Origin of the sequence: Streptomyces sp. NPDC058239 (assembly GCF_042882185.1) — a bacterium.
Lineage (GTDB): Bacteria > Actinomycetota > Actinomycetes > Streptomycetales > Streptomycetaceae > Streptomyces.
Genome location: NZ_JBHVWS010000001.1, coordinates 304,299 through 327,006, shown reverse-complemented (window position 1 = coordinate 327,006; position 22,708 = coordinate 304,299). Strand labels below are relative to the sequence as shown.

Genomic DNA, 22,708 nt, shown 5'->3' with positions numbered 1-22,708 from the left:
TCCTCTACCAGCTCGCAATTATTTAATTTATTTTTGTTTGTGTGGGGTTGTTTGTTCTTTTTTCTAACTCCCCGCCGGGGGCCCCCCCCCCCCGCCGGGCCCCCCCCCCCCCCCCACGCTTTACGCCGGCCTGCGGCCGAGAGTGTGTCCTCGATCTCCACCACAGCCTCAAGGGCATGGGCGGGGCCCCTCGGCGGGCCTGATTTCGGCCTCGCGCCGTCGGTGCTCGCGGTCGCCGGGCGGATGGATCAAACCCGCGTCTGTACGCGAACGCCGGCTGGGCAAGGCCGAGCCCGTCCGGCGATCGAGGACGGAACCGTCAGGCGGATGGGGCTCGCGCCGGAACCCGTCCAGCACCTCACCCGTCGCCCAGCCTCTGTGCCAGCGCCAGCGTGCGGCGGGCCGATGCCACTACAGCCGCGTCGACGAACCGGCCGTCGGGGAGAGCCAGCGCGCCCTCGTCCGTCACGGCCGCCGCCACGATCTCCTTCGCCGCCTCGACCTCCTGTGCCGTCGGGTGGAACGCCCGCTCGATGACCGGGAGCTGGCGGGGATGGATCGCCGCCCGGCCCAGAAAGCCCAGCGCGCGGCCATGCGCGCAGGACGCCCAGAGGCCGTCCAGGTCCCGTACGTCCGGGAACACCGACTGGGTGGGTGGCGCGAGCCCGGCCGCGCGGGCGGCGACCACGACCCGGCTGCGCGACCAGTCCAGCCCGGCGTCCTCCCGTACCCCCAGATCGGCCCGGAGGTCCGCCTCGCCCAGTGCGATGGAGCGGACCTGGGGATGGGAGACGGCGACCGTGTACGCGTGCTCGATGCCGAGCGCCGATTCCAGCAGCGGACAGAGCGCGACCCCCGGTGCCACAGCGGCGATGTGATGGACGGACGCCGCATGCGTGATCTTCGGCAGCCGGAGTTCGGCGAGGCCCGGCAGCCCGGCCAGGGCGAGGACGTCCGCCTCGGTGTGGACCCGGACATGGATCGGCACGGCCGTCTCCTCGACCACCTCGGACAGGAGCTCGGCGGTGGCGGACCGTGCGTACTCCTTACGGTCCGGCGCGACCGCGTCCTCCAGATCGACGATCACCACGTCCGCTCCCGAGTCGCGCGCCTTGCGTACCACCTCGGGCCGGTCCCCGGGGACGTACAGCAGGGTGAGGGGGACCGTCGCCGTCACAGGACGTGCTCCGCCCGCAGCGCGGCGATCTCCGGGCCCGACAGACCCAGTCCGGTGAGGATCGCGTCGGTGTCCGCACCGTGCGGCCGGCCCGCCCAGCGGATTGCGCCCGGTGTCCCCGAGAGACGGAACAGGACGTTCTGCATCCGCAGCGGCCCCAGCTCCGGATCGTCGACCTCGGTGATGGAGTCCAGGGCCCGGTACTGCGGATCCTCCATCACGTCCCGGATGTCGTGGATGGGCGCGATCGCCGCCTCCGCCTTGTCGAACGCGGAGACCGCGTCCTCACGGGTGTGCCGGGCGATCCAGTTGCCGACCGCCTCGTCGAGCTCGTCGGAGTGCTCGGCGCGGGTGGTGCCGGAGCCGAACCAGGGTTCGTCGATCAGCTCGGCCCGGCCGACCAGATGCATGACCCGTTCGGCGATCGACTGCGCGGACGTGGAGACGGCCACCCAGTGCCCGTCCGATGTGCGGTACGTATTGCGCGGGGCGTTGTTCCGGGAGCGGTTGCCGGTGCGCGGTTGTACGTAGCCGAGCTGGTCGTACCAGACCGGCTGCGGGCCGAGCACCGTCAGGATCGGCTCGATGATCGCCATGTCGACGATCTGCCCCTCCCCGGTCCTGTCGCGTCCGGCGAGTGCGGCCATCACGGCGTACGCGGTGGCCAGCGCCGCGATCGAGTCGGCGAGCCCGAACGGCGGCAGCGTGGGCGGTCCGTCCGGTTCTCCGGTGATCGCGGCGAATCCGCTCATCGCCTCGGCCAGTGTGCCGAAACCGGGGCGGTGTGCATACGGGCCGAACTGGCCGAAGCCGGTGACCCTGGCCAGCACCAGCCGCGGGTTGACGGCGTGCAGTTCCGCCCAGCCGAGACCCCAGCGCTCCAGCGTCCCGGGCCGGAAGTTCTCGATGATCACATCGGTCCCGGCGGCCAGCCGGAGCAGGATGTCGCGCCCGTCGGGGCTGGACAGATCGAGGGTCAGATTGCGCTTGTTGCGGCCGAGCAGCTTCCACCACAGGCCGACGCCGTCCTTCGTGGGGCCGTGCCCGCGCGACGGATCGGGCTTGCGCGGATGCTCGACCTTGATCACCTCGGCGCCGAAGTCGCCGAGCATGGTGGCGGAGAGGGGGCCTGCGAAGAGCGTGGCGAGGTCGATGACCCGCAGTCCGGTCAGAGGCGCCTGCGCAGTCGTGTTCATGCGGCGTCGATCTCGCTGCGGTACGGCATGGAGGTCGAGGCGCCCGGCCTCTGTACGCAGAGCGCGGCGGCGGACGATGCCCAGGCCAGTGACTCGGGTACGGGCCGTCGCTCGCCGAGAGCCACGGCGAGCGTGCCGACGAAGGTGTCCCCGGCCCCGGTGGTGTCGACGGCGGTGACCTCGATGGCGGGGAAGAGGATGGGTTCGCCGCCCCGGGCCGCGTAGAGGCAGCCCTTCGAGCCGAGTGTGACGACGACCGCCGGGACCTGGCTGAGCAGGATCTGCGCTGCCGCACGGGGATCCGCGGAACCGGTGAGCTCGGCCGCCTCGTGCTCGTTGGGGATCAGCAGATCGACGCAGTCGAGGAGTTCGGAAGGCAGGGGCTGTACGGGGGAGGGGGTGAGGATGGTCCGTACGCCCTGGGCGTGGGCCACCCGCGCGCCCTCCATCACGGCGGGCAGCGGCAGCTCCAGCTGGAGGAGCAGCAGATCGGCTCCGGCGATGGCGGCCATTTCACCGGGGCCGAGGGCGGTGACGGTGCCGTTGGCGCCGGGGATCACCACGATGGAGTTGGAGCCCATGTCGTCGACGACGATGTGCGCGGTGCCGCTGGGGCCGTCCGCGGTGTGCAGCAGATCGGTGTCGACGCCGGCGTGCTCCAGGTTGGACCGCAGCAGGGTGCCGTACTCGTCGTCGCCGACCGCGCCGATCATCGTCACCTCGCCGCCCGCACGGGCGGCGGCGACGGCCTGGTTGGCGCCCTTGCCGCCGGGAATGGTGCGGAAGTCCCGTCCGGTGACGGTCTCTCCGCGCTCCGGAGCCCGTGCGACGTAGGCGACAAGGTCCATATTGGTGCTGCCGAGCACCGCGATGCCGGTCATGGGCGGAGTGCCTCCTTGTGGGTGAGCCGGTGGGTCTGTTCGGCGAGTGCGTCGAAGCCGATGGAGTCGAAACCGGGGACGGACGTGGCGAGGCGGTTCTTCAGCGGGGTGGTCCAGCGGTCGGGCAGCGCGTCGGGGCTCCCGGCCAGCAGACCGGCGAGCGAACCGGCAGTCGCGCCGTTCGAGTCGGTATCCCAGCCACCCGACACGGCACGGCAGATGGAGTCGGAGAAGTCTCCGTCGGCGTGTGTGAGGGCGGCGGCGAGCAGTGCGGCATTGGGCAGCACATGGACCCAGTGGTAGCTGCCGTACTCGGCGTGCAGCCGGTCGGCCACCGCGTCGAAGCCGCTCTCGCCGTGGGCCGCCCCGACACCGAAACGCACCGCGTGCGCGAACCGTGAACGCGGCGGGACCACACGCAGTCCGGCGGCCAGACAGTCGTGCACATCACTCTCACCGCCGGCCGCCTCGGCGAGCGCCGCGGCGGTGAACATCGCCCCGTACACCCCGTTGGCGGTATGGGTGAGGACGGCGTCCCGGTGCGCCTGCTCCGCCGCGGCCGACGGGTCGCCCGGATGCGTCCAGCCGTGCACATCGGCCCGGATCAGGGCACCGATCCACTCCCGGAACGGGTTGCGGTACCTGGCGGTGTGCGGGGGCTCGATCCCGTCGAGCAGGTTGCGGTACGCAACTCGCTCGGCGGTGAACGTCCGGCCGGCCGGGAGTTCGTCGAGCCAGAGCCGGGCGAGATCGCAGGTGGTGAAGGAGGGACCGTACCGCTGGAGCAACAAGACAGTGAGAAGGGGGTAGTTGAGATCGTCATCCTCCGGCATGCCGTCGATGTTCTCGGCCAGGGAGGTGTGTGCGGAGCGTCGGTTCCAGGGGTAGGTGGCGGCCAGTTCGGCGGGCAGCCCCTTGGCGGTGAACCAGGTGGACAGTGGCCAGTTGCCACTGGCGCGCGCCAGTGCGCGGATTCCTGTGAGCGGCAGTTTCTCGACGGGTTTGCCGAGCAGACAGCCGGCGGCCCGGCCCAGCCAGGCGGTGTGCAGGCGGTCCTGACTCACCGGCGGCGGGTCCGTGCGGGGGACCGGCCAGTCCGGGCAGGCCGCCCGGATCGCGGTCAGCTCCGTCGGCTCGTCGGCCTCCAACGGTGATTCCAGCAGGGCGAGTTCGTCGAGCAGCCGTTCGGCGAGCGCGCGCAGCTCGGGTGCCGCAGGCGTCGACGCGCCCGCGCGCTCCGGGGCGGGGGCGCCGCCCGCCTCGTACCACCGGCGCGCGATGGCTCGCGCGTCCCGTCCGTCCTCGGCCGCCTGGCGCAGCTCGTGCCCGACCAGGTCCTCGGGCTGCACCCACGTCACCCGTACCTTCATGGCGTACCCACCAGCGCGGCGAACGCCGACTCGTGCGCGCGGCGCCGGGCCGTGTCCCGTACGAACACGTCGCGGGAGACGTCGGCCAGGGTCCGCGCGGGGGCGTGCAGATCGAGCCGGCTGGCCTCGGCGACCGTTCTCGCCCAGGCGGCGGGGATCGCCCGCTCACCGTGGAGCGCGCCCGCGATCGCGCCGCTCATCGTGGCGATCGAGTCGCAGTCCCGGCCGTAGTTGACCGAGCCGAGGACCGCGTGCCGGTAGTCGCCGTCCGCTACCAGCAGCATGCCGAGCGCGATCGGGAGCTCCTCGATGGAGTGCAGCCGGGACGGCCGGCGGGCGCCGAGGGACGGGGCGCGATAGTCGGGGCCGACGGTGTCGAAGGGTGCGACGGCGGTACGCAGCGGAGTCAGCGCCGACTCGAAGTCGCGGTGCCGTACGGCCACTTCGCACACCGCCTCGATGGCGGCATGCGTCCCGTCCTTGGCGAGCGACAGACAGGTGTCGACGACGGTGGCGGGCGTCGCGTCCGGGGCGCAGGCGGCGGCGACGGCCGCCGCGAAGACTCCGGCCGCCTCCCTGCCGTACGAGGACTGATGGGCACCGGCGACATCCAGCGCCTCGGCGTACGCGGCCTGCGGGTGGGCGGCGTTGACCAGGCCGACCGGTGCCATGTACATCGCCGCACCGCAGTTGACGATGTTTCCGGAGCCCGCCTCGCGCGGATCGACATGCCCGTAGTGCAGCCGCGCGACGATCCACTTCTCGGCGAGGAAGATCCGCTGGAGCGGCAGCGCGTGGGCCTCCAGCTCCGGGATCCAGCGGGGGGTGGAGATCAGCTCCGGCACGAGATGGTCGGCGACCGCGTACGCGTCGAGATGGTCGCGCACGGCGCCGTACACCCGCACCAGCGCATGGGTCATCAAGGTGTCGTCGGTGACGTGTCCGTCGCCCTTGTGGTACGGGGCGATGGGGCGGGCGGTACGCCAGTCGTCGCCGTCCCACGGGCCGACGACGCCGCTGATCCGCCCGCCGTGGCGTGCCACGATCTGCTCGGGGGGCCGGCCCTCGACCGGACCGCCGAGCGCGTCGCCGACCGCGGCGCCGACGAGCGCTCCCGTGATCCGTTCATCAAGTGTGAGTGCCGTGGTCTTCGCCTCGGACCGCATGGGCGTCGTGGATGTCATGTCCGAATTGTCCACCCGCGGGCTTCGGTTCCGTGTCTGCCAGCAGCCCGGCGAGTTCGATGAGATCGGTCCCCGCGAGTCGGGGCAGCGCACACCCCGCCAGGGTGCGGCAGGCCTCGCGCCAGCCGTCCGGGAGGGCGCCGATGCCGCCGAGCGCACCGGTCAGAGCGCCGGCCAGCGCGGGCGCCGAGTCGGCCACCCGTGACAGGCATGCCGCCGCGGGAATGGCCTGGGCGATCTGGCCGCGGGCCGCGGTGGCCAGGGCGAGGGCGACCGGGACGGTCTCGGCAGCGGCGATCCCGTAGCTGTAGACGTGGTCCACGATCTGATGCTCCAGCACCGGTACGAGGGCGAACGCGCCGGCCGCCTCGCCGACGAAGTCGCGGGCGATCCGGACGGCGTGGGCGGCGTTGCGGGCGATCTCCGTGCCGTCGGGGAGCTGGGCGAGCGCGGCGTTCACCGCGGTGTCCACGTCCGCACCGCCCAGGGCCTCGGCGATCGCGGCCGCCATCGCGCGGGCACCGTGCACACCGTCGCCGTCCTGGGTGTAGCGGGCATCGAACTCGGCGAGGTCGGCGGCGGCCCCGGGGTCCGCGGGGTGGACGACGGCGAGCACGGCGGCCCGTACGCAGGCCGCGTCGTCGAAGTAGTGCGGGTTGTCGTGACCGGTGGCGGGCGGGCGCAACCCGGCGGCGAGATTGCCGAGCCCGGCCCGCACCGAGATCCGGGCGCGCAGGGGGAGCACCGCGGACTCGACCTCGGGGGCACGGGCGGCAGCCGCGGCGACCTCGGCCGCCAGAGCGTTCCAGGCGACGTCGATGGCGGCCCGCACTCGGCGTTCGGGGGACAGCCCGTGCAGCGGACCGGCCGCCGAGGTGAGCACGGTCCCGGCGGCGAACGCCGCCCATTCGGCGTCGTCGGAGGGCCCGAGGCGCAGGGGTTCGGGCGGCTGGTTGAGCGCGATGGGCACGGGCAGCGTGGTCGTGGCGTTCTGCTCGGCGAAGGTGTCGAGTTCCCGGGTGAGGCGCCGGGTCCACTCGGGCATCCTGGCGGCCCGGTGCCGCGCGGCGGGCCACCCGGCGGCGTCCCCGGAGGCGAGCCCGAGCAACAGCCCCTCGATCCGGGCCCTGTGCCCGGGGGCGGGACGGGTACGGATACGGGAGGCGGCGGTGCGGGGGGCATCGTGCGGGGCGTCTGGGTGGGGGTCCTTCCGAGTGCCGCGCGCGGTGGTCATCACTCCACCACCGTTCCGCCCGTGGTGGGGGAGGTGGCGGACGGGGCGCCGGGCGGCGCGTACCCGGTGCCGGTGTCCCGCGCCGGGGCGCCCTCCGGCGTACCGGCGTCGTTCCGCGCGCCCTTGTACACCTCGTCCGCGTCGTCCGGGGTGAGCAACTCCGCGATGTCCAGGACGTGGTAGCCCCGCATCGACGGCAGGCAACTGCCCCGGACCGGGCCGATCGCCTCCCCCCAGTGCCGCGGAATCGCGGACGCCCCGTGCAGGGCGCCGGCCAGGGCCCCCGCCACCGCGGCCGTCGTGTCCGCGTCGCGGCCCATGTTGACCGCGGTCAGCACTGCCGTACGGAAGTCGCCGCGCGCCGCCGCGAACGCGCCGAAGGCCAGGCCGACCGCCTCGGGCGCCAGGTCCGTCCACGGATAGCCGCCGACGACAACCGCGGAGCGCACCGCGCGTTCCCTGGTGAGCCGGTCGGGGTACGTGCGCTGTGCCGCCGCCACCGCGCGCCGCAGCGAGCGCGCTGTCCAGGAGTCCATGGGGACGACGGACAGCGCGGCGGCGATCACCGACGCGACCCCGGCACCCACCATCGCAGCGGCCACCCCGGCCGCCACCGCCTGGCCGCCGTAGATGCCCTCCCCGTCATGGCTGACCCGCCCGTCCACCGCGACCAGCCGCGCCGCCTCGTCCGGCCGGCCCGCCGCGAAGACGCCGAACGGCGCCGCCCGCATCGCCAGGCCGTCGCTCCAGGCGTGCCGGTGCTGAGCGGAGATCGGGGCGGCGAGGCCCCGGCGCAGATTCTCCAGCGTGCCCCGCTCACTGAACCCGGCGCCGCGGAACGGCCCCTCGTCCAGGTCGGCGATCCACAGATGCCAGGCCCGCTCCACATGGGTGACGGTCAGCGCCGAACCGTGCCGGGCTAGCAGCAGCCCGGAGAAGATCGCGTACTCCGTGTCGTCCGTACCCGCGGGGTCGTCGCTCACGAAGCCCTCGATCCGGCCCCAGCGACGACGGATCTCGGACGGCCGCAGATTCTCCGCCGGTGCGCCCAGCGCGTCACCGACCGCGAGGCCGAGCAGGGAGCCCCGGGCCCGGTCGCCCAGGTTTCCCCGCGACACCTCGCCCCGGTCCGTGCCACCTCGTACCGCCGCCTCCGTACCGCCCGTCCGCGGCTCTGCCGGATTTCCTGCAATCAACTCCATCGCGTCGACCCTTCGCTCACACCGAGCCAGTTCTCGTACCTGCTCGATCTGTGCCACGCGGAGCCCCGACAGAGGCCGATAATCGCAACAAAAGGGCCAGTCGGATGACGGCTCAGAGGCAGTAAGTCAGGCCGTACTTACCTGGTCACAGGGGCAGGTAAGTACGGCCTGCCTTGCTGGCGGGGGGCCTTTTTCGTGCGTACTTTCGATGGTGTTGAGCGGGGGCGGAGCGCGTGAAACCCGCTGCCGGAGAAGGGGAGAGCTGTGTCCATCATCGAGACCGACGCCGTACTGCACGAGGCGCACCGCGACAACCACAGCCACCGCGATGTGAACGGCGGCTGGCTGCGCCCGGCGGTGTTCGGCGCCATGGACGGGCTGGTCTCCAACCTCGCGCTGATGACCGGCGTCGCGGGCGGTGCCGTTGCCCAGCAGACGATTGTGATCACCGGTCTGGCGGGCCTGGCAGCCGGTGCGTTCTCCATGGCGGCGGGCGAATACACCTCCGTCGCCTCGCAGCGCGAGCTCGTCGAGGCCGAACTCGACGTCGAGCGACGCGAGTTGCACAAGCATCCCAAGGACGAGGAGCGGGAGCTCGCCGAGCTCTACGAGTCCCGTGGCGTCGAGCCCGGGCTCGCCCGCGAGGTCGCACGGCAGCTGTCGCGCGACCCGGAGCAGGCCCTGGAGATCCACGCCCGCGAGGAGCTCGGCATCGACCCGGGCGATCTTCCCTCGCCGCTCGTCGCCGCCGTTTCGTCGTTCGGTGCGTTCGCGCTGGGGGCTCTGCTGCCCGTACTGCCGTATCTGCTCGGCGCGAGTGCGCTGTGGCCGGCCGTGCTGCTCGCACTGGTCGGGCTGTTCGCCTGCGGTGCGGTGGTGGCCAGGGTCACGGCGCGCAGCTGGCTGTACAGCGGGCTGCGTCAGCTGGTGCTGGGCGGGGCCGCGGCGGCGATCACCTACGGTCTGGGCACACTGTTCGGTGTGGCCGTCGGAAGCTAGGGCTCCTCGGCAGGAGTGTGACAGGGGCCCGTCCGGCCGAAGGCTTCCTCCGGATGCCGGACGGGCTTATTTCCGTAACGCGTCCGCCATTCGTGTGACGTACGTCTTGGCGTCCGCCCCTGGGCGGACGGCCTCACCAGGCGTAAAATGAGTCCCTATACAAGGCTACGCATAATTAGCCGTTACCTGGCGGTTTCGTTTCCTTTGCCGCTGGGCATGAGCCGTAGACACCGCAGGCAACGACGCCTGCTCTCTGCGGTCCCCCCGGGCGCCGATCCTCCGACTGCGACCCACCCTCACCGCCTCATGCGGTGTCCGCATGTTGGAACGAGCTATCCGCTTCTTGAGAAGCGCCCCATCATGTAACCTGCACGAAATTTCGCAGAGGGCCAACGTCGTCCCTCGGCACTGCATATGCCACGACGACGACGGGAGAGCCAATGCGTTCCGACGCCTGGTCGCCCATGGACGGTCGCCCCGCCCAGCAGGGGATGTACGACCCCCGTAACGAGCACGACGCCTGTGGTGTCGGGTTCGTGGCCACTCTTACCGGTGTGGCCAGCCATGAGCTGGTCGAGCAGGCGCTGACCGTACTGCGCAACCTCGAGCACCGCGGCGCCACCGGATCCGAGCCCGACTCGGGCGACGGCGCCGGAATCCTGCTCCAGGTACCGGACGCCTTCCTCCGCGCAGAGGTCCCCTTCGACCTCCCGGAGGCCGGTGGCTACGCCGTCGGAATCGCCTTCCTGCCCGCGGACGACTCCACCGAGGCCGTCCAGAAGCTGGAGAAGATCGCCGCCGAGGAGGGCCTGAAGGTCCTCGGCTGGCGCGAAGTCCCGGTCAGCCCCGACCTCCTCGGCAGCGGCGCCCGCGCCACCATGCCCGAGTTCCGTCAGCTCTTCGTCGCGGACGGCGAGAGCGCCGGCATCGTGCTCGACCGCAAGGCCTTCGTGCTGCGCAAGCGCGCCGAGCGTGAGGCCGGGGTGTACTTCCCCTCGCTGTCCGCCCGCACGATCGTCTACAAGGGCATGCTCACCACGGGGCAGCTGGAGCCGTTCTTCCCGGACCTCTCCGACCGCCGCTTCGCCACCACCGTCGCACTGGTCCACTCGCGCTTCTCCACGAACACCTTCCCGAGCTGGCCGCTCGCCCACCCGTACCGCTTCGTCGCGCACAACGGCGAGATCAACACGGTCAAGGGCAACCGCAACTGGATGAAGGCCCGCGAGTCCCAGCTCGCCTCCAGCCTCTTCGGGGCTGCGCAGCTGGACCGGATCTTCCCCGTCTGCACCCCGGACGCCTCCGACTCCGCCTCCTTCGACGAGGTCCTGGAGCTGCTCCACCTCGGCGGCCGTTCGCTGCCCCACTCGGTGCTGATGATGGTCCCCGAGGCGTGGGAGAACCACGACTCCATGGACCCGGCCCGCCGCGCCTTCTACCAGTACCACTCCACGATGATGGAGCCCTGGGACGGCCCTGCCTGCGTCACCTTCACCGACGGCACCCAGGTCGGCGCGGTCCTGGACCGCAACGGTCTGCGTCCGGGCCGCTACTGGGTCACCGACGACGGCCTCGTCGTGCTCTCCTCCGAGGTCGGTGTCCTGGACATCGACCCCGCGAAGGTCGTCCGCAAGGGCCGCCTCCAGCCCGGCAGGATGTTCCTCGTCGACACGGCCGAGGGCCGCATCATCGAGGACGACGAGATCAAGGCCGGCCTCGCCGCCGAGCAGCCCTACCAGGAGTGGCTGGAGACCGGCGAGATCGAGCTGGAGGACCTCCCCGAGCGGGAGCACATCGTGCACACGCACGCCTCCGTCACCCGCCGCCAGCAGACCTTCGGCTACACCGAGGAAGAGCTCCGCGTCATCCTCGCGCCGATGGCCCGCACCGCCGGCGAGCCGCTCGGCTCCATGGGCACGGACTCGCCGATCGCCGCCCTCTCCGAGCGTCCGCGGCTGCTCTTCGACTACTTCACCCAGCTGTTCGCGCAGGTCACCAATCCGCCGCTGGACGCCATCCGCGAGGAGCTCGTCACCTCGCTGCGCTCCACGCTCGGCCCGCAGGGCAACCTGCTGGAGCCGACCGCCGCGTCGTGCCGCAGCGTAACGCTGCCGTTCCCGGTGATCGACAACGACGAGCTGGCCAAGCTGATACACATCAATGCCGACGGCGACATGCCGGGCATGAAGGCCGCCACGCTCTCCGGTCTCTACCGGGTCGGCGGTGGCGGCGATGCCCTCGCGGCGCGGATCGAGCAGATCTGTACCGAGGTCGACGCCGCCATAGAGGACGGCGCCCGCCTGATCGTCCTGTCCGACCGGCACTCCGACGCCGAGCACGCGCCGATCCCGTCGCTGCTGCTCACCTCGGCCGTCCACCACCACCTCATCCGCACCAAGCAGCGCACCCAGGTGGGTCTGCTGGTCGAGGCCGGGGACGTCCGCGAGGTCCACCACGTCGCGCTGCTGATCGGTTACGGCGCCGCCGCGGTCAACCCGTACCTGGCGATGGAGTCCGTCGAGGACCTGGTCCGCGCCGGTACGTTCATCGAGGGCATCGAGCCCGAGAAGGCCATCCGGAACCTGATCTACGCGCTCGGCAAGGGCGTCCTGAAGGTCATGTCCAAGATGGGCATCTCGACCGTGGCCTCCTACCGCGGCGCCCAGGTCTTCGAGGCCGTCGGCCTGGACGAGGACTTCGTCGCGAAGTACTTCAACGGCACCGCGACCAAGATCGGCGGCGCCGGACTCGACGTCGTCGCCAAGGAGGTCGCCGCCCGGCACGCCAAGGGCTACCCCGCCTCCGGCATCTCCGCCTCGCACCGCGCGCTGGAGATCGGCGGCGAGTACCAGTGGCGCCGCGAGGGCGAGCCGCACCTGTTCGACCCGGAGACGGTCTTCCGCCTCCAGCACGCCACGCGCAACAAGCGGTACGACATCTTCAAGAAGTACACGGACCGGGTGAACGAGCAGTCCGAGCGCCTGATGACGCTGCGTGGTCTGTTCGGCTTCAAGAGCGACCGCGAGGCGATCTCGATCGACGAGGTCGAGTCCGTCTCCGACATCGTCAAGCGCTTCTCCACCGGCGCCATGTCGTACGGCTCGATCTCGCGCGAGGCGCACGAGACCCTCGCCATCGCCATGAACCAGCTGGGCGGCAAGTCCAACACCGGTGAGGGCGGCGAGGACGCCGACCGGCTCTACGACCCGGCACGCCGCTCGTCCATCAAGCAGGTCGCCTCCGGCCGCTTCGGTGTGACCAGCGAGTACCTGGTCAACGCGGACGACATCCAGATCAAGATGGCGCAGGGTGCCAAGCCCGGCGAGGGCGGCCAGCTGCCCGGCCACAAGGTCTACCCGTGGGTCGCCAAGACCCGGCACTCCACCCCGGGTGTCGGTCTGATCTCGCCGCCGCCGCACCACGACATCTACTCCATCGAGGACCTGGCTCAGCTGATCCACGACCTCAAGAACGCCAACCCGGCGGCCCGCATCCACGTGAAGCTGGTCTCCGAGGTCGGCGTCGGCACGGTCGCCGCGGGTGTCTCCAAGGCGCACGCGGACGTCGTCCTGATCTCAGGCCACGACGGCGGAACGGGCGCCTCACCGCTCACCTCGCTGAAGCACGCGGGCGGCCCCTGGGAGCTCGGCCTCGCCGAGACCCAGCAGACCCTGCTGCTCAACGGTCTGCGCGACCGCATCGTCGTGCAGACCGACGGCCAGCTGAAGACCGGCCGCGACGTCGTCATCGCCGCGCTGCTGGGCGCCGAGGAGTTCGGTTTCGCGACCGCGCCGCTCGTCGTCTCCGGCTGCGTCATGATGCGTGTCTGCCACCTGGACACCTGCCCGGTCGGCATCGCCACCCAGAACCCGGTCCTGCGGAGCAGGTTCGCCGGCAAGGCCGAGTACGTCGTCAACTTCTTCGAGTTCATCGCCCAGGAAGTCCGTGAGCTCCTCGCCGAGCTGGGCTTCCGCACGATCGAAGAGGCCGTCGGCCACGCCGAGCTGCTCGACACCGACCGTGCCATCACGCACTGGAAGGCGCAGGGCCTCGACCTGGAGCCCCTGTTCTACGTCCCGGAGCTGCCCGAAGGTGCCGTCCGGCACCAGCAGATCGAGCAGGACCACGGTCTGGCCAAGGCCCTCGACAACGAGCTGATCAAGCTCGCCGCCGACGCCCTGAACGCGGACAGCGCCGAGGACGCCCAGCCGGTCCGGGCCCAGATCGCGATCCGGAACATCAACCGGACCGTCGGCACCATGCTCGGTCACGAGGTGACGAAGAAGTTCGGCGGTGCGGGCCTGCCCGAGGACACCGTCGACATCACCTTCACCGGCTCCGCCGGCCAGTCGTTCGGCGCGTTCCTGCCGAGCGGTGTGACGCTGCGCCTGGAGGGCGACGCCAACGACTACGTCGGCAAGGGCCTCTCCGGCGGCCGCGTCATCGTCCGCCCGGACCGTGGCGCAGACCACCTCGCCGAGTACTCCACCATCGCGGGCAACACCATCGCCTACGGCGCCACCGGCGGCGAGCTGTTCCTCCGCGGCCGGACCGGCGAGCGGTTCTGCGTCCGCAACTCCGGCGCGACGGTCGTCTCGGAAGGCGTGGGCGACCACGGCTGCGAGTACATGACCGGCGGTCACGCCGTCGTGCTCGGCGAGACCGGACGCAACTTCGCCGCAGGTATGTCGGGCGGTGTCGCGTACGTCATCGACCTGGACCGCGACAACGTCAACGTCGGCAACCTCGACGCGATCGAGGCCCTCTTGGACACCGACAAGCAGTGGCTGCACGATGTGGTGCGCCGCCACCAGGAGGAGACCGGTTCCACGGTCGCCGAGAAGCTTCTTGCCGAGTGGGACACCGCGGTGGCCCGCTTCAGCAAGATCATCCCGTCCACCTACAAGGCAGTGCTCGCCGCCAAGGACGCCGCTGAGCTCGCCGGTCTCTCCGAACAGGAGACCACCGAGAAGATGATGGAGGCGGCGACCAATGGCTGACCCCAAGGGCTTCCTGACCACCGGGCGCGAGGTCGCCGAGACCCGCCCCGTGGGCGAGCGCGTCAAGGACTGGAACGAGGTCTACGTTCCGGGCTCGCTGCTCCCGGTCATCAGCAAGCAGGCCGGCCGCTGCATGGACTGCGGCATCCCGTTCTGCCACAACGGCTGCCCGCTCGGAAACCTCATCCCCGAGTGGAACGACTACGCCTACCGCGAGGACTGGACGGCCGCGTCCGAGCGCCTGCACGCGACGAACAACTTCCCGGAGTTCACCGGGCGGCTCTGCCCGGCCCCGTGCGAGTCGGCGTGTGTGCTCGGCATCAACCAGCCGGCCGTCACCATCAAGAACGTCGAAGTCTCGATCATCGACAAGGCGTGGGACAGCGGCGACGTCACCCCGCAGCCGCCCGAGCGGCTGTCCGGCAAGACCGTCGCCGTCATCGGCTCGGGCCCGGCGGGTCTCGCCGCTGCCCAGCAGCTGACCCGGGCCGGCCACACGGTCGCCGTCTTCGAGCGCGCGGACCGCATCGGAGGTCTTCTCCGGTACGGCATCCCCGAGTTCAAGATGGAGAAGTCGCACATCAACCGCCGCATCGAGCAGATGCGCGCGGAAGGCACCAAGTTCCGTACGGAGGTGGAGATCGGCAAGGACCTCGACGCCGCCAAGCTCCGCCGCCGGTACGACGCGGTCGTCATCGCCGCCGGTGCCACCGTCTCCCGCGATCTGCCCGTCCCGGGCCGTGAGCTGAACGGCGTGCACTTCGCCATGGAGTACCTGCCGCTCGCCAACAAGGTGCAGGAGGGCGACCTGACGGTCTCCCCGATCACCGCCGAGGGCAAGCACGTCGTCGTCATCGGCGGCGGCGACACCGGCGCCGACTGCGTCGGCACCGCCCACCGCCAGGGCGCGGCCTCCGTCACCCAGCTGGAGATCATGCCGAAGCCGGGCGAGGACCGGAACGCCAACCAGCCCTGGCCGACCTTCCCGATGCTGTACAAGGTCACCTCCGCGCACGAGGAGGGCGGCGAGCGGGTCTACTCCGTCTCCACCACCCACTTCGAGGGCGACGAGGACGGCAACGTCCAGGCGCTGCACCTCGTCGAGGTGGAGTTCAAGGACGGCAAGCTGGAGCAGAAGCCCGGCACCGGGCGCCGGATCCCGGCGCAGCTGGTCACACTCGCCATGGGCTTCACCGGTACCGACCAGTCCAACGGCCTCGTCCAGCAGTTCGGTGTGGAGCTCGACGAGCGTGGCAATGTCGCGCGCGACGCGGACTACGCCACCAACGTCGACGGAGTCTTCGTCGCCGGTGACGCGGGCCGCGGCCAGTCCCTCATCGTGTGGGCCATCGCCGAGGGCCGCTCCGCGGCGCGCGGTGTGGACCGCTTCCTGACCGGAGCCAGCGCACTGCCGGCCCCGATCCGCCCGACGGACCGTTCCCTGATGGTCTGATCACGGCACACATGGACGTCCCGTACAAAGGCGTACGGAACTGAACGCGGCGCCTGCCCGTCCCCGACCGGACGATCTCGGCAGGCGCCGTGGCGCGTTCCGGGGACGGACGCGGGCTCAGCCCGTCAGCGCGGACGTCTTGAGCACCACCAGCAGCACCAGCACGGCGAGCAGCACCACGCCCGCGGCGGCCTGGATCGTCGTACGCCGCTTCGCCGGGGCGTACGCGTATGCGACCGTGACGATGCCGCCCGTCAGCAGCCCGCCCAGGTGGCCCTGCCACGAGGTGAATCCGGCCGAGATCAGCATCCAGATCAGGAACCCGGCCATGAACCGGTTCACCGCCTCCATATCGCGTCCGAGGCGCCGGTTGATGACATAGAACGCCGCACCGAGACCGAAGACCGCACCCGAGGCACCCACCGTGCCGTCGAACGGTGCGATCAGATACACCAGGACCGAACCGCCCAGCGCGGACAGCAGATACAGCGCGAGGTAGCGGGCACGGCCCAGCTGCTCCTCGACGACCCGGCCCAGATTCCACAGCGCGTACATGTTGAAGAGGATGTGCAGCACCCCGAACGGCAACGAGCCGAAGGACGATTCGCCCGGCGGGAGATGCAGGAAGGCCCCGGTCAGCAGCCGGTACCACTCGCCGTCCACCACACCGATCACATCGAGGCCGGGGAAGTCCCCGGCCTCGTAGACGTACCGGCCTCCGTCCGGGCCGTTCAGCCCCGCACCGAGCATCTCGAACCGGTCGACGATCCCCGGACGGACCAACTCGCCCAGATACGCCAGGATGTTCAGGCCCATCAGCACATACGTGACGAGCGGCACCGCGCTCCTCGGCACCGCACCGCCGAACACCGTGCGCGCCTGCCGGACCGAACGCCGCCCCTCCTTCACACACTCCACGCAGTGGTGACCGACAGCGGCCTCACGCATGCAGTCGGGGCAGATGAACCGTTCACAGCGAGTGCAGCTCACATACGTCTCGTACGACGGATGGCGATAGCAGGTGGTGACCGCGGCCTCCACGGCAGGCTCCTTCACGGGTGGGCGGACACGAGCGGCCGGTGGGGACGGCGGCGATCAAGATAGCGAACACCGCCGCCCCGGACATATCCGGGTGCCTTACGCTCAGGGTTCTCACACGTCGAGGATCGGAGAATCCGCATGGCCGGCTCGTCCGCCGCAACAGGTCCGGCCATCAGCCTCCGTAAGATCGAAGAGACCGCACCCGCGCTGGTCAGCCTCTACAAGAGCGCCTCCATCCCGCTGGCGAAGCACGGCTTGGGCGGGGAGCGCGCGGCGGTATATCTGGTGCTCGACTACTCCGGCTCCATGAAGGAGTACTACAAGGACGGCAGCGTCCAGGCCCTGGCGGACCGGGTGCTGGGTCTTTCGGCACATCTGGACGACGACGGCCGCGTACCGGTCGTCTTCTTCTCCACCGATGTCGACGCCGTCACCGACATAGCCCTGGACAACCACCGCGGCCGGGTCGACGCGATCGTGGCGGGCCTCGGGCACATGGGGAAGACCAGCTACCACCTGGCCATGGACGCCGTCATCGACCACTACATCGACAGCGGCTCGACCGCCCCCGCGCTGGTCGTCTTCCAGACGGACGGCGGCCCGATCAGCAAGCACGCGGCCGAACGCTATCTGTGCAAGGCGGCGAAACTGCCACTGTTCTGGCAGTTCATCGGCTTCGGTAACAAGCAGAGCACGCAGTTCGACTTCCTGCACAAGCTCGACGAACTGGCCGTACCCGCCAGGCGCCCCGTGGACAACGCCGGCTTCTTCCACGCCGGACTCGACCCGCGCAAGGTCCCGGACGCCGAACTGTACGACCGGCTGGTCGCCGAATTCCCGCAGTGGCTGGCCGCGGCCCGGGCACAGGGGATCGTCAAGTGACGGCCCGGGTGCTGCGGGCGGCCGACCGCACGGCCACGCCCTGGAAGAACGGCGGGGGAGTCACCCGCGAGATCGCGGCGTCCCCCGAGGGCGCGCCGCTGGACGCCTTCGACTGGCGGGTCAGCCTCGCCGATGTGTCCCGGGACGGGCCGTTCTCCTCGTTCCCCGGGGTCGACCGCACACTGACCGTGGTCGAGGGCGCCGGGATGGACCTCATGGTGGGCGGCGAGCACCACATCGTCGACGAGCAGTACTGGCCGCACGACTTCCCCGGTGACCTGGAGACGGAGGGCCGGCTGCTCGGTGGCCCGGTCGTGAACTTCAATGTGATGTACCGCAGGGAGCGTACGAGCGCGGAGGTCGCGGTGGTACGAGGCACCGTCCGGCTGTCGGTGCCTCGGGGCGGGGCGGTTCTGGCCGTCGCGCTGGAGGACGGTGCGGTGGTCGACGGCTCGGACATCGAACTCGACCGCTACGACGCGCTGTTGATGCGGGAGGGACCGCCGGGCGTGCTCCGGACCCAGGGCTGGGCCCTGCTGGTCACCCTGTCGGACGGATGACGGGCAAAAGGCGGATGACGGGAGCCCGGAAGTTGTGCGGCCGATCGGGTGCGGCCGGGAAAAGCAGACAGAAGATGTCGGGATTCCAGGGTTCCATGGACGCATGACATCGAGTTCCTGGGAAGAGTTCCAGTCGGCGGAGCCGGCCTTCGCCGATACCGTCCGGACCCGCTTCCAGCAGTACAAGCACCACGTCCTGGCGACCCTGCGCAAGGACGGATCGCCGCGCGTGACCGGCCTCGAAGTGGATTTCCGGCTGGGTGAGCCGTTCCTCGGCATGATGCCGAACTCGCGCAAGGCGCTGGACCTGCTGCGCGATCCACGGTTCGCGGTGCAGGCCAATCCGGGACCGGACGCCGAGATGGCGGACGGCGACGTCCGGGTCTCCGGCCGCGCGGTGGAGGTGACCGACCCCGCCGTGCTGGCCCGCTTCATCGAGGAGGTGAAGCCGCCGGAACCCTTCCATCTCTTCCGGGTGGAGCTGGCCGAGGTGGTACGCACCGGTCTCGAAGGCGGCGACACCCTGGTCATCCAGGTGTGGCGCCCCGGTCACCCGCTGCGCACCTTCCGAAGGGGCAACGACGACGGCTCACTGAGCGAGAACTTCTGACACAGGGGGCCGGGCGGCAGACGCGGCCGGCCCGTGGGCGAGCACCCGCGCCCGGCAAGCCCCCGGCGTCCCCCATGCGTCCCGCAGCGGTCGCGCCTTCCGCAGCCACAGCGACAGATCCAGCTCCTGCGTGTACCCCACCGCACCGTGCAACTGCAGTGCCGCCCGCGCCGCCGCGTACCCCGCCTCGCCCGCCGTCACCTTGGCGGCCGCCACCTCCGCACCGGCGTCCGGCGCCTGTCCGGCGAGCGCGAACGCCGCCCCGTACAGCAGCGGGCGGGCGAACTCCAGGCCGATCAGCGTGTCCGCGAGCCGGTGCTTGACCGCCTGGAAGGAGCCGATCGCCGTACCGAACTGGGTGCGCTGCTTCACATACGCGACCGTGGCCCGCAGCAGCGCCTCGCCCGTGCCGAGTGCCTGCGCGGCCGTGGCGAACGCCGCCCACCGAGCGGCCCGCCCCGCGGCCTGCGCCACCCGGGGCCCGGATGCGAGCAGCTCCCCGCCCGGCCCGGGCCGCCACAGCCGCCGGGCCGGGTCGGACGACACGCTGAGCGCGCCGGGTCCGGGTGCGAGCCGCAACTCGTCGCCGGTCACGGCGAACACGGCGTCCACGGCATCCGCGTCCAGCGCATACGGCCCGTACCCGTCCATCCGGAGCGTCGCCGATGCCGCACCGGACGCCAGCCGCGGCAGCCACTCCTTGGCCGCCGCGCCGCCCACACCCCCGAGCAGTACCCCGGCCGCAACCGTCTCCACGACCGGCCCCGGCACCGCGTGCCGCCCCAACTCGGTGAAGGCGACTGCGAGTTCCACCGGCAGCGGTCCGACGCCCTCGTACGTTTCCGGTATCGCCAGGGCGAACACCCCCGCCTGTGCCAGTCGCGCCCACAGGGCCCTGCCCGGTCCGTGGTTCCCGGCGGCCCAGGCGCGTACCGCCGCAGGGGTGTCCGAGGCGGTCAGCATCGCGTCCAGCGAGCGGGCGAACTCCCGCTGCTCGTCGTCGAGGAGGAAACGCATCAGCGCCGTCCCTTCGGCAGGCCGAGCAGCCGCTCGGCGATGATGTCGCGCTGGATCTCGTTCGTACCGGCGTAGATGGGGCCCGCGAGGGAGAAGACGTACCCCTCGGCCCACTCGGACTCCGCCAGCTCCGCGTCCGGGCCCAGCAGATCGAGCGCCGTCTCGTGCAGAGCGATGTCGTACTCGGACCAGAACACCTTGTTCAGGCTGGACTCCGCGCCGATGTCCGCCCCCGCCGCGAAGCGTGAGGCGTTGGTACAGGTGAAGAGCTGATACGCGCGCGCCCCGATCACCGCGTCCGCCACCCGGTCCCGCAGCGCCGTGTCGGACGGGTCGCCGTGAGTGCGCCACAGCCCGGCCAGCCGGTCCGCGGCGGCCAGGAAGCGGCCGGGGGAGCGGAGCGTCAGTCCGCGCTCGTTGCCCGTTGTCGACATGGCGATACGCCAGCCCTGTCCGGGCTCCCCGATGATGTCCTCGTCCGGTACGAACACCTCGTCCAGGAACAGCTCGGCGAAGGCAGGCTTGCCGTCGAGCCGCCCGATCGGCCGGACCGAAACCCCGGGCGCCGACAGGTCGAACATCAGATACGTCAGCCCGTGGTGCGGCTTCGCGGCCTCGGGATCCGTACGGAAGATGCCGAACGCCCGGTCCGCGAACGCGGCCCGCGAGGACCAGGTCTTCTGCCCCGAGAGCAGCCAGCCGCCGTCCGTGCGCACCGCCCGCGAGCGCAGTGACGCCAGGTCCGAGCCCGACTCCGGCTCGGACCAGGCCTGTGCCCAGATCACCTCCCCGCTCGCCATCGACGGCAGGACCCGGGCCCGCTGCTCGTCCGTCGCGTGGTCGAGGAGTGTCGGGGCGAGCAGGTTGATGCCGTTCTGCGAGACCCGGCCGGGGCCGCCCGCCGCGTAGTACTCCTCCTCGAAGATCAGCCACTTGAAGATGCCGGCGCCCCGGCCGCCGTACTCGGCCGGCCAGGAGACGACCGACCAGCGGTCCGCGTACAGCCGCGCCTCCCACTCCCGGTGCGCGGCGAAGCCATCGGCGGTCTCCAGGGACGGCAGCGGCTCGGCGGGTACGTTGGCCCGCAGCCACTGCCGCGCCTCGGCCCGGAACGCCTCCTCCTCGGCCGTGTACGACAGATCCATCACGCACCCGCCTTCTTCATCGAGGCGATGTTCATGCCGCCGAGCGGGTCCGCCGCCGTCTCCGCGTTGTGCGCATGAGCGAGATGGTGCAGCCCGAAGGCCGAGTCGATGCCGGTGTGCAGCCCCTGAAGGTCCTCGGCCTGGTTGACCGCACGCTTGGTGAGGGCCAGTCCCAGACGTGGCATCCCGGCGATCCGCAACGCCAATTCATGGGTACGCCCGGCGAGTTCGCCGCGCTCCACCACCTTGTTCACCATGCCGACCTCGTACGCCCGGCGGGCGCTCATCCGGTCGCCGGTGAACAGGAACTCCTTCGCGATCCGGGGCGGCATCGCCCAGGGGTGTGCGAAGTACTCGACGCCGGGGATGCCCATCCGCACCACCGGATCGGCGAAGAAGGCGTCCTCGCTCGCCACGATGAGATCGCAGATCCAGGCGAGCATCAGCCCGCCGGCCACACACGCGCCCTGGACGGAGGCGACGACCGGTTTCGGCAGTTCGCGCCAGCGCCTGCACATGCCGAGATAGACCTCCGACTCACGGGCGAAGCGGCTCTCCGCGCCGGTCTTGTCGGAGTGGTCCCACCACAGACCGGCCCTGCGCTCGAAGGGCAGATGCGCGTCGCGCCCGGGTGTGCCGATGTCATGGCCCGCCGAGAAGTGCTCCCCGGTGCCCGCCAGCACGACCACCTTGACCTCGGATTCCTCGGCGGCCCGGTAGAACGCGGCGTCCAGGGCGTAGGTCATCGCCGAGTTCTGGGCGTTGCGGTAGCGCGGGCGGTTCAGCGTCACGTACGCGACCGGGCCCCGGCGCTCGTACAGCACGGGATCGGACCGGAGGTCGCCGGCGTCACCGGCGGATGTGTCGTGGGCATCGAGCATCGGCTCATCCTTCCCTAACAAGTGTTTGGTAGGTTAACGTACGAGCACGAGGACCGTCGAGGATCCGCGGGCCGAGACCGAGGAGGCGCGGGCGTGAGCGCACCGCAGTACGTACCCGGACACGGCCTGCTGGCCGGCCGCAGCGCCGTCGTCACCGCAGCCGCGGGCGCCGGAATCGGCGGCGCCACCGCCCGTAAATTCCTTGAGGAGGGCGCCCGCATCGTCATCGGCGACGCGCACGCCCGCCGGCTGAAGGAGACCGAGCAGGCGCTCGCCGAGGAGTTCGGCGCGGACCATGTCGCGGCACTGCCCTGCGACGTCACCGACGAGACCCAGGTCCAGGCACTCTTCGCGCTCGCCGAACAGACTCACGGCGGCCTCGACATCGTCGTCAACAACGCCGGCCTCGGCGGCACCGCCGAACTCACCGAGATGACCGACGAACAGTGGACCAAGGTCCTCGACGTCACCCTGAACGGCACGTTCCGCTGCACCCGGGCCGCCCTGCGCTCGCTCAAGGCGGCGGGCCGCGGCGGCATCGTCGTCAACAACGCCTCCGTCGTCGGCTGGCGCGCCCAGAGCGGCCAGGCCCACTACGCCGCCGCCAAGGCGGGCGTCATGGCGCTCACCCGGTGCGCCGCGATCGAGGCCGCCGAGTACGGCGTGCGCGTCAACGCCGTCGCCCCCAGCCTCGCCATGCACCCGCACCTGGTGAAGGTCACCTCCGCCGAACTCCTCGACGAACTGACCGAGAAGGAGGCATTCGGCCGCTACGCCGAGCCGTGGGAGATCGCCAACGTCATTGTCTTCCTCGCCAGCGGCTACTCCTCCTACATGACGGGCGAGGTCGTCTCCGTCAGCAACCGGCATGCCTGA

The 22,708-nt window shown here is 71.0% G+C and carries 18 protein-coding genes; 7 read left to right on the top strand and 11 right to left on the bottom strand.

What is annotated here, in order from left to right:
• Nucleotides 1-358: 358 nt before the first annotated feature.
• From ACFVYE_RS01515 to ACFVYE_RS01485, 7 genes are read right to left on the bottom strand one after another with little or no spacing between them, the layout of a single operon-like run.
• The gene (locus ACFVYE_RS01515) at nt 359-1,177 is read right to left on the bottom strand and encodes an HpcH/HpaI aldolase/citrate lyase family protein (RefSeq protein WP_389603547.1); all 819 of its coding nucleotides are present in this window, start codon (nt 1,175-1,177) and stop codon (nt 359-361) included.
• Nucleotides 1,174-2,373, bottom strand: a complete 1,200-nt coding sequence (locus ACFVYE_RS01510; protein ID WP_389603545.1) for a CaiB/BaiF CoA transferase family protein — start codon at nt 2,371-2,373, stop codon at nt 1,174-1,176. The genes ACFVYE_RS01515 and ACFVYE_RS01510 overlap by 4 nt, the downstream gene beginning before the upstream one ends.
• Complete coding sequence (gene rbsK / locus ACFVYE_RS01505; protein ID WP_383962320.1) at nt 2,370-3,254, bottom strand: ribokinase; 885 nt, start codon at nt 3,252-3,254, stop codon at nt 2,370-2,372. Before rbsK ends, ACFVYE_RS01510 begins: the two co-directional genes overlap by 4 nt.
• Nucleotides 3,251-4,624 (bottom strand): ADP-ribosylglycohydrolase family protein, encoded by a 1,374-nt coding sequence (locus ACFVYE_RS01500; RefSeq protein WP_383962318.1) that lies wholly within the window; start codon nt 4,622-4,624, stop codon nt 3,251-3,253. Before ACFVYE_RS01500 ends, rbsK begins: the two co-directional genes overlap by 4 nt.
• Nucleotides 4,621-5,808, bottom strand: a complete 1,188-nt coding sequence (locus ACFVYE_RS01495) for an ADP-ribosylglycohydrolase family protein (protein ID WP_389603542.1) — start codon at nt 5,806-5,808, stop codon at nt 4,621-4,623. Before ACFVYE_RS01495 ends, ACFVYE_RS01500 begins: the two co-directional genes overlap by 4 nt.
• Nucleotides 5,753-7,042, bottom strand: a complete 1,290-nt coding sequence (locus ACFVYE_RS01490) for an ADP-ribosylglycohydrolase family protein (RefSeq protein ID WP_383962312.1) — start codon at nt 7,040-7,042, stop codon at nt 5,753-5,755. The genes ACFVYE_RS01495 and ACFVYE_RS01490 overlap by 56 nt, the downstream gene beginning before the upstream one ends.
• Nucleotides 7,042-8,244, bottom strand: a complete 1,203-nt coding sequence (locus tag ACFVYE_RS01485) for an ADP-ribosylglycohydrolase family protein (RefSeq protein WP_383962309.1) — start codon at nt 8,242-8,244, stop codon at nt 7,042-7,044. Before ACFVYE_RS01485 ends, ACFVYE_RS01490 begins: the two co-directional genes overlap by 1 nt.
• Before the next feature lie 264 nt (nt 8,245-8,508).
• Here ACFVYE_RS01485 and ACFVYE_RS01480 point away from each other — a divergent pair, with 264 nt between their 5' ends.
• The 3 genes from ACFVYE_RS01480 (at nt 8,509) to ACFVYE_RS01470 (ending at nt 15,696) form a co-directional block, all read left to right on the top strand.
• The gene (locus ACFVYE_RS01480; protein ID WP_383962307.1) at nt 8,509-9,243 is read left to right on the top strand and encodes a VIT1/CCC1 transporter family protein; all 735 of its coding nucleotides are present in this window, start codon (nt 8,509-8,511) and stop codon (nt 9,241-9,243) included.
• A gap of 440 nt (nt 9,244-9,683) precedes the next feature.
• Complete coding sequence (gene gltB / locus ACFVYE_RS01475) at nt 9,684-14,243, top strand: glutamate synthase large subunit (RefSeq protein ID WP_383962304.1); 4,560 nt, start codon at nt 9,684-9,686, stop codon at nt 14,241-14,243.
• On the top strand, nt 14,236-15,696 hold the full coding sequence (locus ACFVYE_RS01470) for a glutamate synthase subunit beta (protein WP_383962301.1): 1,461 nt from the start codon (nt 14,236-14,238) through the stop codon (nt 15,694-15,696). Before gltB ends, ACFVYE_RS01470 begins: the two co-directional genes overlap by 8 nt.
• 117 nt (nt 15,697-15,813) lie before the next feature.
• On the opposite strand, the gene ACFVYE_RS01465 is transcribed toward ACFVYE_RS01470, so the two are convergent.
• Nucleotides 15,814-16,737 (bottom strand): rhomboid family intramembrane serine protease, encoded by a 924-nt coding sequence (locus ACFVYE_RS01465; RefSeq protein WP_383962298.1) that lies wholly within the window; start codon nt 16,735-16,737, stop codon nt 15,814-15,816.
• A 138-nt stretch (nt 16,738-16,875) separates the two neighbouring features.
• Between ACFVYE_RS01465 and ACFVYE_RS01460 the strand changes: the two genes are divergently transcribed.
• From ACFVYE_RS01460 to ACFVYE_RS01450, 3 genes are all read left to right on the top strand, one after another.
• Entirely contained in the window at nt 16,876-17,619 is a 744-nt protein-coding gene (locus ACFVYE_RS01460) for a vWA domain-containing protein (protein ID WP_383962295.1), read from the top strand.
• Complete coding sequence (locus ACFVYE_RS01455; protein WP_383962292.1) at nt 17,616-18,179, top strand: HutD family protein; 564 nt, start codon at nt 17,616-17,618, stop codon at nt 18,177-18,179. The genes ACFVYE_RS01460 and ACFVYE_RS01455 overlap by 4 nt, the downstream gene beginning before the upstream one ends.
• Before the next feature lie 103 nt (nt 18,180-18,282).
• Nucleotides 18,283-18,789: a pyridoxamine 5'-phosphate oxidase family protein gene (locus ACFVYE_RS01450; protein WP_383962289.1), complete on the top strand. Its 507-nt coding sequence runs from the start codon at nt 18,283-18,285 to the stop codon at nt 18,787-18,789.
• Here ACFVYE_RS01450 and ACFVYE_RS01445 read toward each other — a convergent pair.
• The 3 genes from ACFVYE_RS01445 to ACFVYE_RS01435 are packed head-to-tail and all read right to left on the bottom strand — an operon-like array spanning nt 18,769 to nt 21,832.
• Entirely contained in the window at nt 18,769-19,806 is a 1,038-nt protein-coding gene (locus ACFVYE_RS01445; protein WP_383962286.1) for an acyl-CoA dehydrogenase family protein, read from the bottom strand. The genes ACFVYE_RS01450 and ACFVYE_RS01445 overlap by 21 nt on opposite strands.
• On the bottom strand, nt 19,806-20,951 hold the full coding sequence (locus tag ACFVYE_RS01440) for an acyl-CoA dehydrogenase family protein (protein ID WP_383962284.1): 1,146 nt from the start codon (nt 20,949-20,951) through the stop codon (nt 19,806-19,808). Before ACFVYE_RS01440 ends, ACFVYE_RS01445 begins: the two co-directional genes overlap by 1 nt.
• Nucleotides 20,951-21,832 (bottom strand): enoyl-CoA hydratase, encoded by an 882-nt coding sequence (locus ACFVYE_RS01435; RefSeq protein WP_383962281.1) that lies wholly within the window; start codon nt 21,830-21,832, stop codon nt 20,951-20,953. Before ACFVYE_RS01435 ends, ACFVYE_RS01440 begins: the two co-directional genes overlap by 1 nt.
• Nucleotides 21,833-21,925: 93 nt before the next feature.
• Here ACFVYE_RS01435 and ACFVYE_RS01430 point away from each other — a divergent pair, with 93 nt between their 5' ends.
• Nucleotides 21,926-22,708 (top strand): SDR family oxidoreductase, encoded by a 783-nt coding sequence (locus ACFVYE_RS01430; RefSeq protein ID WP_383962279.1) that lies wholly within the window; start codon nt 21,926-21,928, stop codon nt 22,706-22,708.